This is a genomic window from Mycoplasma amphoriforme A39 (assembly GCA_000723365.1).
In the GTDB taxonomy this organism is placed as follows: domain Bacteria; phylum Bacillota_I; class Bacilli_A; order Mycoplasmatales; family Mycoplasmoidaceae; genus Mycoplasmoides; species Mycoplasmoides amphoriforme.
The window spans coordinates 983,211-999,040 of record HG937516.1; the positions used below are offsets into that span (position 1 = coordinate 983,211).

A 15,830-nucleotide genomic window follows, 5' to 3' on the forward strand; every position below is an offset into this window, starting at 1 on the left:
ATATTAAAAATGAAAACTTAAAATATGAAAATAAAAAAAAGATCATCTGATCTTCTTTTTTATCACATTTATGCAATGAACAACTAGTTAATAATTTTAATTTTTCAATGTTGTTTTTTGCCTTTATGTAAAACAAAAGTTTTAGCTTGCAAAACCTTTTTGTCTAACATTGCATTCGCATCAACAACTTTGGTGTCATTAATCACAACCCCGCCATCATTGATTAAACGTTTTGCTGCACTTTTTGATGGACATAATCCCACAGCAATTAGTAAGGAAGCGACTGATTGGTCACCAAGATCAGTCAAACTAAGGGTTTTTTCGGGCATGTTTTTGTCATCATTACTAAACGCGGCAATTGCCTGATTTTTGGCGATAGTTGCAGCGTTTACACCGTGAACTTTGCTTGTTAAAATCAGGGCCAATTCGTGTTTTGCAGCAATTAACTCTTTTCCTTTTAATTTTTTGATCGCAGTTAACTTTGTTAATGGCTCATCAGTTAACAGTTTAAAAAAATGATAAACGTCAGCATCGTTAATGTTAATTCAGTACTGGTAAAAATCATACACCGAAGTTTTAGTTGGATCTAGTCAAAGAGCACCAGCGGCCGTTTTTCCCATTTTAGTGCCGTCAGCTTTTGTTAATAACGTGACGGTTATTCCGTAACTTTCCTTTTTTTCAAGGCGTCTAATTAAATCAACACCAGCAATAATGTTAGCTCACTGGTCATTGCCGCCTATTTGTAAACTAACATCATGGTGCTTATTTAAAAAGTAGAAATCATAAGCTTGCATTACCATGTAATTTAATTCTAAAAATGTTAATCCTGATTCCCATCGGGACTTGTATGCGTCAGTGGCTAACATTTTATTAACTGACATGTTAGCACCAACTAACCGTAATAATTCCACCCATTTTAAATTAACTAATCATTGGGCATTATTCATAAATAGCGCAGCATTTTTGGACGAAAACGAAATAAAGCGTGACATCTGTTTTTGCATTTTTGCACAATTTTGAGCAATCGTTTGTTCAGATAGCATCTTGCGCATTTCGGTCCGGCCGCTTGGGTCGCCAACAAGGCCAGTGCCACCACCTAAAATGAAAATCGGTTGGTGGCCGGCTTGTTGCAGTTTATTAGCGACAATTAACATCAACATGTGACCGATATGTAAACTATCAGCAGTTGGGTCAAAACCGACATAAAATTTAATTGATTGTGTGGTTAATTTGCGTTCTAGTTCTTCAGGGAAAATGGTTTGGGCAATAAGGCCCCGACTTTGTAGTTCTTGAAAAACGTTATTCACTTTTTTAGCCATTTAAAAATCCTTACCTTGATGAAAACTAGAATCTAATATTTTTTGAATCGGGCGGTAAGAATAACGGTGAAATCCTTGAATTGGACCCCATTTTTTTAACGCCATTCAGTGTTGTTTTGTCCCATAGCCCTTGTGGTTTTTAAAACCATAGCCCTGATATTTTTCATCAGCAGCAATTAACAAGTCGTCACGGTAGTGTTTGGCAATGATGCTAGCAGCAGCAATTGCGTATGAAACTTGATCGCCGTGAACGATCCCGGTGATATTATAGTTTCTAAAAGCAAAATGTTCGTAATCAATTAAAATTTTGATCTGACGCTTACCAAGGCTTTTTACAATTTTTTTCATCCCCATAATTGTCGTTTGTTTCGGACCATAACGATCCACAGTTTCACTATTTAATTCAACAATTTGATACGCGATACAGTTTTCAATAATTTCATGAAATAACTTAGCCCGTGAACTTGCTGATAATTGTTTGCTGTCATTAATTTGCTCGTTGTAATATTCTGGCTTTAAAATTACACCGCAAACAACCAAAGGCCCAGCCCAACAACCCCGGCCCACTTCATCGATTCCTAAAATTAATGTATCGTTTTGGCAAAGGGCTTGGTCGAATTGGTATAACTGGTTAACTTTCATGTTCAAAACTAATTTTACCAAGTTTGCCATTCACAACATCATGATAAAACGATTGTTCAGCACGTTGCAAATCATAAATGTCATGTTTGAGCATAAATTTCCGTTTCATAGCAATTTTAGTTAAAAAGATTTCGTAATCATCATTACCGTTAACTTGATAAGCATGATTTAGCAGTGCTAAATAATTAACTTTAAAGTAATTGTAAGCAAAAGTCATCACGGCGTGAAAGGGCATCACTTCGGGTTTAATAATGCCCATTAAAACCAGTTTGGCTCCAGTTGCAAAATCATCAATTCGTTTAAATAAAATGCCTGGGGTGTCTAGTAAACTAAATTTTTCGTTAAGTTTTATTCGCGTCACATTTTTGGTAACTCCGGGACGGTTTTCAACCCGAATTTGTTTTTTGTTAATCAAGCAATTAATTAACGTGCTTTTGCCAACGTTAGGTAATCCAATCACCATCACCTGGTAATGAATTAACATTAAACCCTTTCTTTGAAAATTAGCGGTTTTTCTAGCCGTAATTATTTCTAATTTTTGAAGAACTTTTTTTGCTAGTTGGTGATCAAATTTATTGGCATAAACGAAGTTAGTTTTCGCAGGAACTGCTTCTGGTTTAGCCAAGTCGTTTTTTAGGGCAATTTGCAAAATCGGTTTATTGTTAACTAATGCTTGTAATTGTCAATTACTAGTAAGATGAACTGCTCTAGCATCCACAACTTCAATGACTACATCTACGCTTTTTAATATTTTTTTAATTTGGTCAGTGGCTTTTTTCATGTGCCCTGGAAACCAGTTAATTTTTTGTTCAGCTTGCTCCATAAAGTTATGCTTCAGTTGATTCGGTTAAAAATACATAACCATCAATGCCCCGAATTGTGGTAATTGATAATAAGCACGTTTTATCAACTGCCCGGATTAACCGGATTAGTCTAGGAACTTCAATGTACATCGAAATCGTCACAATGATTTGCCGTTTGTTTAGACTATAACCACCAATTACATCTTGAATTGATAAGCTGTGGGGGTTTTTATCATTAATTAATAAATTGCGAATTTCTTGAATTTTATCGGTGTAAATTTCCACCCGGGCCAAGCGGTAACGCGGGAACCACGAATCCATTAAAGCACCAAAAATAATCGCAGCAAATAAGGTCGAAATTAAATTTGGTGAAAAGTATAATGGGGCTGATCATGCCAAACTTCGGAGGGTAAAATCAGATACATTGTTCATTGATGAACCAGGTGCAGCGTACTGGTTAATGGTAATTGTTTCAGGAATTTTTTGTAAAATCAAACTTCCGGGAATGTATGATCCGATCAAAACCCCTAGTAACAATAATGCTGTATTGGCGTATAACAAAACCCCACCTAAAGATTTTTGCTTAACGTTTGCGTACCATTGACTAATAAAATCAAAACCACCAGTAGACCCGCCAACGACAAAAATAATCGTATAAAACAAAGTGGTGGTAACTGCAAAAATTAAGCCATAAAATAATAAGCCAACCGCTTTTGACGCATCATCAGGATACTGTCACAAGACTGGTAAAAATCGTAAAGAAGCCAGTAGGCCTTGCAAATTATTAATTTTGCTATTTGGCGGATATACCGGTTGGCCATTAACATTTCGATTAGTTATTAATTGCTTGTAAATGGAACTATCATTAGCATTAGTAAAAATCACAACCCGACTAATATTGGGAATAAAACTTAGTGCTAAGCCAAAAAGGTTACTAACAACGACATAAATCATTGTTAAATAAGTAAAACGTTTACCAATTTTAAACCATGAAAAAACAAATAAGGGAATGTTTAATACTAAATAAGCAGCCCAGAAAACAATGTTAAACGCGTCATTGGCAAGGGTGATGTTATTTTGGTTTAACGCTAAATGGACAAAACTAATTCGTGCTAAACCCTGAGTTATTGAAGACAAACCAAAATTATAAATCCCCGTATTTTGAATTAAAATCAAGGTAACAAAACTTTGTAAAAGGGCTGTTAAACTAATAATTGCGATCCGACTTCATAATTTTTTGGGACCATAAAGGTTAGCAAAATGTAAGATCGATGTTGTTAGTCGCGTTCTTTTCATCGATGAGCAAAGTTGATTATTAGTCGCTTCTAGTGCTTTTTTTGTATCCTTATTATCGTATATCACTATATTGCTAGCGTTACTAGTAGCCTTTAGTTCATTAGTTTGCTCATGACTAGTGGTTAAATTAGTTTTACTATCGTGTTGTTGAGCCGGGGTTAGTGGATCAGAAGTGTTCATGTTTTGTTAAAAAAATAAACGAAAACGTTTATTAAGAAACAACTTAATTAGCCGGGGAAATCAACCGGTTTTTTTCTTTAATTCGTGCTGATTTACCCGAACGTTGCCGCATGTAACTAATGTACGCCCGTCGTACTTTGCCCTGGCGTTTTAATGCAATGGAAATGTTGGGATTGTGAACGTGAAAATTTTTCTCAATACCAACGCCATCAGTTTCTTTTCTAACCATAACGGTGCGGGAAATCCCCCGGCCAGTGGTGCGCAACACCACGCCTTCAAATTTTTGAATGCGGGTTTTTTTGTTTTCAATAATTTTAATTGAAACAATAATCACATCGCCCGCTTGAAAATTGGGAACATCTTTTTTTAATTGTGTCGATTCAATTTTGCTGATAATTTCGTTTTTATTTACTTTTTGGTTTTCCATGATTTTTGTTACCTTTGGTTTTTTTTAAATATTTTGCATACAAATCAGGTCGATACAATTTGGTCACCCGAAGCCGTTCTTCATGGTTAAATTTGGCGATGGCCTGGTGGTTACCTGACAAAAAAACATCAGGAACCTTATAACCTTCATACACTGCTGGTTTGGTGTATGAAGGGTGATCGAGAAGATCACAGTTAAATGACTCGTGCTGCAAACTTTTAGGATTAATAACCCCATCTAATAACCGAACCACACTTTCAATCACCACCATCGCTGGTAATTCGCCACCAGTTAAAATGTAATCGCCAAGAGAAATCGCTCCATCTACAAACTTTTCGATTCGAGCATCAAAACCTTCATAGTGTCCAGCAATTAAGATTAAATGGTGAACGTTAACTGCTAAATCTTGAGCAAAAGGTTGGTTGAAAACCGATCCGTTTGGTGACAATATAAATGTTTTGGAAGTGTCAGTTTGAATTGAACGCAAGCAGCGCACGATCGGATCTAGCATTAAAATCATTCCCGGACCACCACCAAAAACCGAATCATCGACTTGGCGGTGCTTACCAACCCCATACTCGCGAAAATTAATAATCTCAATTTTCACCCGTTTTTTAATTTGGGCGATACCAATAATTGAAGTTTTTAAAAATTCGTTAAACAGGTTAGGGAAAAGGGTTAAAACACTAATCCGCATAAACCCTATTGTTAAGCCGGTGCTTTAGTGGCTTTTTTTAGTTTGGGCTTAGCAGCCATAAACTTTAGTCAAACACCTTTTTTCTTAAGAATGCTTTTCACAGTATCGGTAGGTTGTGCACCCTTGTGCAGCCACTCAATTGCCAGCGTTTCTTCTAAATTAACTTTTTTACTAATTGGATCAACATTGCCTAGTAATGCAATGTATTTTCCGTCACGTTTTGATCGCGAATCGACAACAATAATTCGGTAATTAGCCAACCCGTGTCGTCCGGTCCGTGTTAATCGCATTTTAACCAATTTTGGTTCTCCTTAACATAAACAAAGTAATAATTACAATTGCCCAATTGTATAACAAAGCAATATATTTTACATTAATCTTAGTAAGATTAGCAAAAACTTTTTCAAAAAGCCAACATAAGAATTGTTACCTTCAATAATTGTAGTAAAAAACAGCCTAGGTTTTGACTTTTTTAGGTTTCATGTGGTCAATAGCCCAGACCGCTCAGCCAGAAATAGGGAACATCGCTGCTAGCGGAATAAATCATAACCATGTGAAATGATTGTATTTGGTTTGGGTTAAAGGACCATAAACACTATATGAACTGTTTTTGTAATTATCTTCAAAACCCGACCAGGGAATATAAATCATGTAAGTAATATAAATCATGGGATAAATCGAGCCATAAAATAAAAAATACAAGAGTTTGGTTTGGTAATTGATTTTTAACAAACGCATTTTCAAAAACCCAAAAACAATAAAAAACAACGGATTAACCAAATGCATCAGGATGGAAAAAAACACAAAAAAAATGGCTGGGCTACTATTATTAACTGGAACATAAATTATCCCCCCTAATGACGAAGGGTTTATTTGAATCACATTATGACCAATTTGGGTTGATAGTAACCCACTTAGTTGAAAAATGACATAAACGTTAGAAAAAATAAAGGTCACAAAAAGATAAACCATCACCCACATTAAAAAGTGGTGGTTTTTAAAGAACCGGTGGTTTGGTTTAAAAAAAGCCATGAACACAAAAAAGCAAGCTAAAAGATTGGATTGCTGCGTTCAGTTGTCCAAATTGGTAAACCAAAAATAGGCCCCACTATTTTTACGAACACTACTAAGAATGGCTAATGCGATCACAAAAAACGGCACAAAGGCATTGATTATTAATAAAACTAAATGAAGTCAATCATAACTGCGGTAAGTTTTGAAATTAAAAAACTGGTTTTTTATTTGAAAAATCGTCGTTAACATAAAATTAAGCATTAACCTACTTTTGTTGTTATTGTGCCACCATTCATTAAAATCATCCTAAAAATTTTACACTAAAAACCAAACTTTAAGAATGCATCTTCTTAAAGACGTTGTCGACAAGATCTCAAAATTTGCCATCTACACCATTTTAACAATATAATTAAAAGTGGTTAAATCATGATCATCACTTAATTATCAAGGAAATAAGAATGGAAAAGATTGCAATCACCAGCATTAAATATGCATATTTTGACATGGATGGCACCATCCTTGATGATCAAGGCAAACTAATTTTTGAAAATTTACAGGCAATCTTACGTTTGCAAAACGCTAACGTTAAAATTGGTATTGCCACCGGACGGCCTCACTATTTAATAAAGGCAATTACAAGTCAAATCAATTTAGATTTACCAGTAATCAATAATGATGGTACGGAAATTTACGATTTAAAAAGTGGAACTAGTGAAATTATTGGATTGATTGATAAAAACGCTTTAAAACAAATTGGAACTTATTTACACAACCACCAATTGGGCTATAAAGCATATACCAATGAAAAAATCTATGCTTATACGCCAAATGGTCCAGTTGAACACCAGGGCAATCGCGAAGCGGCAAATCATCCGAAAGAAAATTTATCTAATGTTGAACAATTAGTCAAATTACCAATTTTGAAATTAATGACAATCGTCTGGGATCTAGTTTTATTTCAAAAAGTTTGGGATCATTTCATTTCTATTCCTAAACTTTTTGTTCGCAATTCTAATAATTTTTTAATTGATCTAACTCCCGATTGAACCTCAAAGGGTTATGCACTAAAACTATTAGAAAATAGAAACATTATTGATTGCAAAAACCTTTTGGCTTTTGGTGACAATGAAAACGATCGCATTATGGTCCAATATGCAAAATATGGAGTAGTTATGGGTAATGCTAGTAATTCATTAAAAGAAATTACACCGTATATTGCGAAACCAAATACAAGTGCAGGGGTGGCGAAATTTATTAATGAAATGATTGACTTTAATAAATAGGATGACTTCTAAATTTCAAAACTAATTTGGCTGCTTTTTTAGGTGTTCCAAAATTAATTGGGGTTCTTTAGGATCATAGATATATGTGGCACTTTTTTTAAAGGCTTCATCAGCATAAAACGGTAGGATAATTTCGTTATAATAATCAAGATCGTTACCACTCATTTGGCCCAAACTAATATAAACCACATCTTCCCAATTTAAAGCCTGAGTTTTTAAATAAGTTTTAACTGCTAGCATTCTGGAGATTCCCTTTTTGGTAAAAATAAAATTTTTGGGTAAAAATTCATAAATGTTTAGACTCCTTTCTTTCAATAAATTATTAATCGCCCCATCTGGTTCAAAGAATTTCGTAGCAAAATTATTGTTATTTTCAAAGACATAAATTTCTGATATTTCAAGTAGCAATAATTCTTTTTCAAACGAGAAGTAATCGTTGTTTTGACTTAGATTTTCAAATTTTCATGTTCTTTGAAAGTTTTTCAGATCATGAAAATTTAAAAAATAATTTAAAAAGACGTTGCTATGCTCGTAATTTTTAACCATTCCCTTAACAATGATTCCAGAATGGGATGCAATCGCTAAATGTAAAACTAGATCAACGTCGTTTTTGTTAATAAAACCAAAATATTGAAAATCGGTCGCATCATGACGTTTTAGGATTGCACCATTGCCAGCAATGATGTCAACTTGATCAACATCAAAAACATTGCAAATTTGTAAAACTTGTTCGTACCAGCCATCAGTAATGATCAACAAAAGATGTTCGTTTGTTAGTTTTTTTAGAAATTTTGAGAATTTTTCTAGATCGACACGTTCATCATAGATTAAAGAAAGATTGGTATCTAAAATAAAAAGTTTTTTTTCCATAATTATTGTAGATGAGGTCTAGCTTTTGTAAAAATGTCTAAAAAATTTTCAAAAGAAATTGATACAACAGCATCCGAACCATAAGTTCGGTAGTTAATGTTGGTTAAATCGGATGCTTCTTTATCGCCAATAACGATTTGGATGGGAATTTTATGAATTTGGGCATCACGAATTTTTTTATTTAAGCGCTCGTCTCGTAAATCAATCTCAGCCCGAATGTCATGTTGCATCAGTTTTATTTTTAATTGTTCGCATGCATTTAGGTGAACTTGGTTATTAACGGGAATTAATTTCACTTGAACTGGAGCTAATCATAAGGGTAAAATGCCCTTGGTTTGTTCCAATAAGGTGGCAACAAAACGTTCGTATGTGCCAATAATCCCCAAATGGATTACAACGCATTTAACTTCCTGGTGGTCGTGGTTTTGATAAACTAAGTTAAATTTATTTGGTAAAGAAAAATCTAATTGAATGGTTGACATTGTAATAATTTTGTTTAAAACAGTACGAATTTGAAAATCAATTTTAGGGCCATAAAAGGCCGCATCGCCTATTTGTTTTTCATATTTAATATTTAATTTTTTTAGTGCATTTTCCAGTTGCGTTTCGCTTGTGGTTCACATTTTTTCATCATCGATAAATTTCGTTTTGTTATTTGGGTCGTGGATTGCCAAATCGACACGCTCAAATTTTAAGTTAAACGCTTTAACAACTTCATCAATAATTTTATAAACATTAGTAATCTCATCTTCAATCTGGTCGGCACGACAAAAGATGTGATTGTCCAATAGTGTCATCGCCCGCACCCGTTCTAATCCAATTAAACCGCCACTAGTTTCGTAGCGGTGCAAAATGGCATCTTCACTTAAGCGTAGTGGTAACTCTTTATAGGTTCTAGGTCTATTCATATAAACCAAGGAGTGATGGGGACAAGTCATTGGGCGTAGCATCATTTGGTCATCATCTAGTAAGGTAATTGGCGGGAACATGTCTTCATTATAATGGGTGTAATGCCCACTCATCTTGTATAATTGTAAGTTTCCTAAAACTGGCGTGCTTACAAATTCAAAGCCATAATGACGTTGGCGGTTATGGATGTAATTACCAATCAATTCTTTCAAAATCGTGCCTTTTTGCAACCATATCACCATTCCCTTGCCAGACAAATGATTGAACGTAAATAAATCTAGATCCTTACCAATTTTGCGGTGATCATTATTTTTGCGATCTTCAATTAATTGCAAATGGGCTTGTTGTTCATCCAAATTGGTGAACGCACATCCGGTAATTCTGGTAAGTTGAACATTGGCTTCATTACCTTGTCAATAAACCCCACCAATCGTTAAAAAATCAAAGGTTTTTAGTTTTGATAATGTTTGTTCAATCTGATCTTGATCAAAATTTAGATCTTGAAACCAAATCCATTGCTTTGCGTTTTTAACTTCATAAAAAATAAATTTTTTTTGGTCAGAATTTTTAATGAGTTGAGTTTGGTATTCATCATTTGCAACAAATGCTAAGGCTTGTTGTAAATCAACAGTTTGTTTTTTGGCAGTCTTTAAAGTTGGTGCCAATTTTAAAAGTTGTTTATTTAAATTTAAGAAATTTTTTGAACTAAGATTTAGTCTTGTACTTCAATAATCCAAAGCAAATCCTTCATCATCAAATTTTGTTTCGCCAAATTTAACATCTGGATCTTGTGAAGTTAAATAATATTTAGTTAAAATACACGCTAGAACAAATTCTATCCGGATTTGATTACTCATAACAATCCTTTTTTACATTATTGTCAAAAATAATTTTACTCATATAATAAAATAAAAAATGCAAATCGTAACAAAACCATAAATCGTCATTTCTTGTTGATATTGTGAGATGCGATTTACGAGTTAATTTTTAATAAACGGGTGTAAAAACTAACTGATTTATTGGTTTTATCAACAGAAATTAGCATAATTTCCTAATATAAACCATCATTTTATAAAAAGTTGGGATTTAAAAATTGTTAAAACCGTTTCTATTGGAACTCACTTTTGATTAACTAAATACCAATGAACACTTGCCGCGCTACAGATGCATAAATTTCAAAAAAATGGTGAACTTTGATGCTGTCATAATTACAACCTGGGTAATTCCTCCAAAATAAGAACTGCTTTCTGCTTTTTTGATCTTTTCAAAATTACCAGAAAGTTTCACATAGTTTACACATGCTACCATTATCGGCTTCGCTTCTATTTCTGACTATTAGCCAGATCACTATTGAAACCAGTAGCATCATCAACCAAAATCTTTTTAATTTCAATGGCTGTTTTTCACTGTTTTGATTTGTGATCCTGATAAGTGCGTAATTCGCCTTCAACAGTGATTGTTTCGTATTGGGCAACATATTTTTCAAGTTCGTATGCTAAAGGCACATTAGCATAAAGGGTAAAATTATCCTTAAACATGATTCGACCATAGAACCGGGTTTGCCGAATGCTAACAAAAAAACCTTTCCCTTTGGAAGACCACCTTGAACTAACGATATTTCCTTCAATGATTACTTTATTTAACATCGCCTTATTACCAAATCACACATTTATAAAATGCACAATACTTTAATTATATATAATTACCGTCTTTTTATCAAAAACTTCTTAAAAAAAGCGTTTAATTGTTATAAAAAGAAAAATTTAATGATTAAGGAATTTGATTTTAAAACTACCGGCTTAATTTATTTCAAAACGCCTAATTGTGCTAACTATTAGATAAGAATACAATCTAAATTATGTTAAGATCTGTTCGATTATGAAAATTGTTCCTAGAATATCGATTAATAGCAATTTTTAAGTTGCATCAATAGATAATTTTCAATGCATAAAAATTATATGTAATTAAGATAATATATAATTCACATATAGTTTGGTAGCGTTTGAACTAAAAGGTGTTGATGTTTTTCAACAAATCTTTTTGATTAATAACTTTATTTAGTAACTCGTTGTCAGCGTTAATTGCTTACAATCAGAAGCAAAATAACCTTGTACGGATCTCGAGAATTTATGGAACCCAAAAAAATTAAAATCAACAAAATTTTATCAATTCTTGAAAATTTTATGAATAAATTTTTAACCTGAAAAACAGTTTCTAATAAAACCCCATTTTCTGACGAATATATCTTGTTAAAACCATTTGGTCTAAAATCATCAATTTTGAAATCAACGTACGAATTAGCAATTATTGAAAACGCCTTCACGCATATGTTTCGCTTTTTTTATGCTCTTAAATTTAACTGTTTTCATAATGATAGCATAGCGGTGATGGACGCACATTTTGGATACCAAATGTACCAAAGGATTGGTCCCAAAATCCTAAGTGAAAAAATGAGTTTTGTTGACTTTCAAGCAGTGACTGATATGTATCACGATTGCCTGCAATTTTTGAAAAAACTAATTGCTAAAACAATCATGATAGACGATCATTCAAATTTAAAACAACTCGCCCGCTGATGTGTGTTTTTGGCTAGACTTGATTATTTGTATACTAATAATTATCCAAAATCTACCCATTTTGCAAAAATAACCAAAATCAATCAATATGTTAATGAACTAATCGATTTAATTAATATTGCTAATCCATTAATTTTTGAAAGCCCAATATTTAACCAGTCTAAAATTTTATATAAGCCATATTTAGGCATTGGTTCCCGGGTTTTATTTTCAGTAGATGCTAACATGGTAATAAATAATGCCACAATTGAAATTAGTACAGATGAAGACTATGGGTTAAATAAAACCAAAGTAGTCAAATTAATTGCTCAATACTTAGCATTACAACTAACCAAAACAGCACCACCAGAATTGAAAAAAATTAATCCTTTAAAAATAAGTGATGGTCTTTTTAATAGTTATCAAAATTTAAAAATTAATAAATTGATTTTTTATCGGGCTCGTTTTGGCGAAATGGAATATGCTGATCTATCAAAAATTAAAACAAAACAAATTGATTACCATCTATATCAAATTTCCAAATGATGAATGCAATACATTCACAATCAGAAAAGCAAATTGACAAAAATAGAGCAGTCGAAAAAAAATGATTCTGAAGCATCAAAAGAACTTTTAAGCTAGTATGAGTTTTTAATATTTTTTTACTATTGAAATTTTTTAAATCAAATATTTAAAGATTTACATATAAAAACACGAAATTATTGTTTTGAAAGTTATTGTCTTTAATTAAAGTAAAATAAATAAAACTATCAATTGACAAAATATTTTTTAATAAGATTTCTATTTAATGAATAGAAGATTTGCAAATTATCAACTAACTTTGAAAAAATATAAATGACAATCTTAAGATAAATTAATATAAAAGTTCTTACAATTTTAGATTTTAAAGATTAAAAACAAATAACAAAGTTATGATTTTTATTTTTTGAAAAATATATAATTTGACAAGGATGCAGTTTAATACTTAGTACATTTGGTTATTAATGCGTAATAAAATTACAAAAAGATGAGAAACGAAACCGGTAAAAGTTGGTCAATACCAACTTGGTGGATCACATAAAATATTTTTACAATCAATGACCACTGCAAAAACTAAAAAAATTAAAACTTGTTTGGCACAAATTAATTCTCTAGTTAACGAAGGAGCCGATTTTGTTAGGGTTGCTGTGTTTGATGATGCTGATGCCAAAGCAATTAGGCAAGTAGTATTACAAGTTCCGTGTCCAATTATTGCTGACATTCACTTTAATCCCGATTATGCAATTGCATCAATTAAAGCCGGAGTGGCAAAAATTCGCTTGAACCCAGGCAATATTAATAATCAAAAAAAACTTCAAGAAATTGTTAATTTAGCAAATCAAAAAAACATTCCGATTCGGGTTGGTGTTAATTCAGGAAGTTTGCCTTTTGATTTAATGACCAAATTTGGGGTCACAGCAAAAGCAATGAATTTAGCCGCAAGACGTTATTGTAAAATGATGAATAATCTAGGCTTTAATAACATTGTTATTTCTTTGAAAACATCAACACCAATGCTTAGCATCGAAGTTTACGAAATGGGAGCAAGAATTTTTCAATATCCAATGCATTTAGGCATTACTGAAGCTGGAACAGTATTAAATGGAGCAATTAAATCAGTGGCAGGATTAACCCCACTCCTACTAAAAGGGATTGGTGATACAATTCGCATTTCATTAGCTAGTGATCCTGTCGAAGAAATTAAAGTAGCAAAACGACTATTAAACAGTTTGCGGTTATACGATAATTTAGTGGATGTAGTCGCATGCCCAACATGCGGAAGATTAAATTTAGACATGTTGCCAATTGTTGATGAAATCGAAGAATATGTTAAAAACATGGCATTTCCCTTACGGGTATCGATTTTAGGCTGTACTGTTAACGGACCAGGAGAAGCGAAAGAAGCCGATATTGGCATTGCTGGCGGGGCTGGTAAAGGAATTCTTTTTAGAAAAGGAGTCGCAGTAAAATCAGTACCTGAAAAAGATTTAGTATCAGAACTTAAAAAAATGATTGATGAAGAATATGAAAAATACTTGAATAAATTAAATAACCAAAAGTAATCAACGTAGTTTTTATTTGTTTAAAGTTCAAGATTTAGTTAAAAACATTAAGACGTTTTTATTAACTTTAAAAAATTTATAAAAATATCAAAAATACAATTATCTTTTTGACAAGAAAAAGAATTATATTAATAGTGTTTCATGTAAATTACTCTTCATTTGTTAAATTAATTAAATCTTTTTTTTCATTGCGAGATTTACTTTGTGATTTTTTTGAAGTGTTTTTAGGCTCTTGTAGATCAAAATATTCATAAAATGTTTTTTCATTATATATTTTTCCAAGTTCATCTAGTTCACATATATTAAAAGTCTTAACAATCTTAGATAGGGACATTCTAATTTGTTTTTGACCTTTTTTATTATCTTTTTCGTTTAATTCTGCTTCTTCTGTAAGTTTGACTTCTGATTTTTTGTCATCGGATGAAGCATTATTGAAAAAATCAATAGGCTTCACTTCTAATCTTCTATCAAGAGTACATGATCCAATAAAATAATAAATTATATTTTTTTCGTTTTTCTCTTCTTTTTTCTTTATTATCGTACTTCCATTAAAAACTCTATAACACTTAAGTTCATCATATGACTTAGTGGTCCATTTCTTTTCATCTCTAATAAATTTATAAATTTTATTCTCATCAATTTCCAAATAGTGTGAATCTTTAAAAGATTTTAAAAAACGTGCGTTTATTGGAAGTGCTTCAAATCTTTTAGCATTCTCATTCCAATAAATTCTAGCTTCAAGTGGGTTTAGACTTTCTAAAAAGCCAGCTTTTTGTGATCCTTCTTTTTTATGATTTTTTAAAACAAGAATATTTTCACTTTCTTTACTATCTCCTTCAATTCGGAGATTAGCTAATTTAAATTTAAGTTTTCCATCATTGAATTTTAGATGTTTAATGTCAGACGATAAAACATCACCTTTGCTATCTTTCTCAACTTCATTAGAAAACTCCATAAATTTAAAAAAAGGCGATGGATCAGATTTTTTTTCAGAACATTTGTAATTATTTCAAATTTCTTTAAGTTTATTAAATATAACAGGATTATTTTTTTTCAATAATATGTTATCTACATTTTTATTTTTTGAAGAATTCGAAAATATTTTTTCCATCTTCTCTTTGTCAAAAATAGATAATTTTTCGATCTTTTTACCTTCTTTTTTTTCTGAATTAGTTCATTTAATGCTATAAATTGTCTCATTTGCTAAAAGTCTATTTTTGCGTGTTCTAATTGCGCGAGAAAATTTGATTCTTTTTTCTGGTTCATTTCCAATAATTCATTTTTTTAAATTGTCTTTAAATTTCAAAGCAATTGAGTCGTTGAACAATTTTTCATCTACGTTTGCTTTTATTACTTCTCCAGTAGTTTGATCAATGTTTTTTTCTTCAAAGATACTTTGATAAGACTGTTGAGTATTATGTCCTTCTATCATTTCATTATATTGAAAAAAACGTTTAAGTTTTTCATTACATCCTAAAAATGCGATGATAACAGCATCAACAGCATGATGTTTATATTCCAGTCTGTTTTTCCAAAAAATATTTTTGTTTTCACCTAAATCGCGTGATTTTTTATACTCCATTTCAGAAAATTTTTTACGAGCGTAACTTGTAACTGTTCCACGAACAACTTTTATTTTAACTGAAGGATAGTCTTTATTTTCTTCTTTTTTTAATTTAAAAAAAAATTTGTAATAAATTAAGAACTCGTCTTGAAGCATATCTCGTATCTAC

At 31.9% G+C, this 15,830-nt stretch carries 15 protein-coding genes; 3 read left to right on the forward strand and 12 right to left on the reverse strand.

Annotation, left to right across the window (positions count from 1 at the left end; genetic code table 4):
• Positions 1 to 83: 83 nt before the first annotated feature.
• The 8 genes from tyrS to ABDB96_RS03790 all read right to left on the reverse strand — a co-directional run bounded on the left by tyrS (position 84) and on the right by ABDB96_RS03790 (position 6,639).
• On the reverse strand, positions 84 to 1,319 hold the full coding sequence (tyrS, locus tag ABDB96_RS03755) for a tyrosine--tRNA ligase (RefSeq protein WP_343251440.1): 1,236 nt from the start codon (positions 1,317 to 1,319) through the stop codon (positions 84 to 86).
• Positions 1,320 to 1,961: a ribonuclease HII gene (locus tag ABDB96_RS03760; RefSeq protein ID WP_343251441.1), complete on the reverse strand. Its 642-nt coding sequence runs from the start codon at positions 1,959 to 1,961 to the stop codon at positions 1,320 to 1,322.
• Positions 1,951 to 2,784, reverse strand: a complete 834-nt coding sequence (gene ylqF / locus ABDB96_RS03765; RefSeq protein ID WP_343251442.1) for a ribosome biogenesis GTPase YlqF — start codon at positions 2,782 to 2,784, stop codon at positions 1,951 to 1,953. Before ylqF ends, ABDB96_RS03760 begins: the two co-directional genes overlap by 11 nt.
• A 4-nt stretch (positions 2,785 to 2,788) precedes the next feature.
• Positions 2,789 to 4,240 carry a YitT family protein gene (locus tag ABDB96_RS03770; protein ID WP_343251443.1) on the reverse strand — a complete coding sequence of 484 codons (1,452 nt, stop codon included), beginning with the start codon at positions 4,238 to 4,240 and terminating at the stop codon, positions 2,789 to 2,791.
• A gap of 43 nt (positions 4,241 to 4,283) precedes the next feature.
• Positions 4,284 to 4,667 carry a 50S ribosomal protein L19 gene (gene rplS, locus ABDB96_RS03775; protein ID WP_343251444.1) on the reverse strand — a complete coding sequence of 128 codons (384 nt, stop codon included), beginning with the start codon at positions 4,665 to 4,667 and terminating at the stop codon, positions 4,284 to 4,286.
• Positions 4,645 to 5,364, reverse strand: a complete 720-nt coding sequence (gene trmD, locus ABDB96_RS03780; RefSeq protein WP_343251445.1) for a tRNA (guanosine(37)-N1)-methyltransferase TrmD — start codon at positions 5,362 to 5,364, stop codon at positions 4,645 to 4,647. Before trmD ends, rplS begins: the two co-directional genes overlap by 23 nt.
• An 11-nt stretch (positions 5,365 to 5,375) precedes the next feature.
• Positions 5,376 to 5,654: a 30S ribosomal protein S16 gene (gene rpsP / locus ABDB96_RS03785; protein WP_425528245.1), complete on the reverse strand. Its 279-nt coding sequence runs from the start codon at positions 5,652 to 5,654 to the stop codon at positions 5,376 to 5,378.
• Positions 5,655 to 5,820: 166 nt separating this feature from the next.
• Entirely contained in the window at positions 5,821 to 6,639 is an 819-nt protein-coding gene (locus tag ABDB96_RS03790) for a DUF1600 domain-containing protein (protein WP_343251447.1), read from the reverse strand.
• Between the two features lie 197 nt (positions 6,640 to 6,836).
• Between ABDB96_RS03790 and ABDB96_RS03795 the strand changes: the two genes are divergently transcribed.
• Positions 6,837 to 7,661 (forward strand): HAD family hydrolase, encoded by an 825-nt coding sequence (locus ABDB96_RS03795; RefSeq protein WP_343251448.1) that lies wholly within the window; start codon positions 6,837 to 6,839, stop codon positions 7,659 to 7,661.
• 21 nt (positions 7,662 to 7,682) lie between these two features.
• Here ABDB96_RS03795 and ABDB96_RS03800 read toward each other — a convergent pair whose 3' ends face one another.
• From ABDB96_RS03800 to ABDB96_RS03810, 3 genes are all read right to left on the reverse strand, one after another.
• Complete coding sequence (locus ABDB96_RS03800) at positions 7,683 to 8,531, reverse strand: hypothetical protein (RefSeq protein ID WP_343251449.1); 849 nt, start codon at positions 8,529 to 8,531, stop codon at positions 7,683 to 7,685.
• A gap of 2 nt (positions 8,532 to 8,533) precedes the next feature.
• Entirely contained in the window at positions 8,534 to 10,297 is a 1,764-nt protein-coding gene (gene thrS, locus ABDB96_RS03805) for a threonine--tRNA ligase (RefSeq protein ID WP_343251450.1), read from the reverse strand.
• Positions 10,298 to 10,762: 465 nt separating this feature from the next.
• Positions 10,763 to 11,086 carry a DUF3217 domain-containing protein gene (locus ABDB96_RS03810; RefSeq protein ID WP_343251451.1) on the reverse strand — a complete coding sequence of 108 codons (324 nt, stop codon included), beginning with the start codon at positions 11,084 to 11,086 and terminating at the stop codon, positions 10,763 to 10,765.
• A gap of 483 nt (positions 11,087 to 11,569) precedes the next feature.
• On the opposite strand from ABDB96_RS03810, the gene ABDB96_RS03815 reads away from it, so the two are divergent.
• Together ABDB96_RS03815 and ispG are read left to right on the forward strand one after the other, a co-directional pair.
• A complete protein-coding gene (locus ABDB96_RS03815; RefSeq protein ID WP_343251452.1) occupies positions 11,570 to 12,637 on the forward strand; it encodes a hypothetical protein in 1,068 nt (355 codons plus the stop codon).
• 362 nt (positions 12,638 to 12,999) lie between these two features.
• The gene (gene ispG / locus ABDB96_RS03820; protein WP_343251453.1) at positions 13,000 to 14,097 is read left to right on the forward strand and encodes a flavodoxin-dependent (E)-4-hydroxy-3-methylbut-2-enyl-diphosphate synthase; all 1,098 of its coding nucleotides are present in this window, start codon (positions 13,000 to 13,002) and stop codon (positions 14,095 to 14,097) included.
• Between the two features lie 148 nt (positions 14,098 to 14,245).
• On the opposite strand, the gene ABDB96_RS03825 is transcribed toward ispG, so the two are convergent.
• Positions 14,246 to 15,817, reverse strand: coding sequence for a hypothetical protein (locus tag ABDB96_RS03825; RefSeq protein ID WP_343251454.1), 1,572 nt, complete (start codon positions 15,815 to 15,817; stop codon positions 14,246 to 14,248).
• Positions 15,818 to 15,830 lie beyond the last annotated feature (13 nt).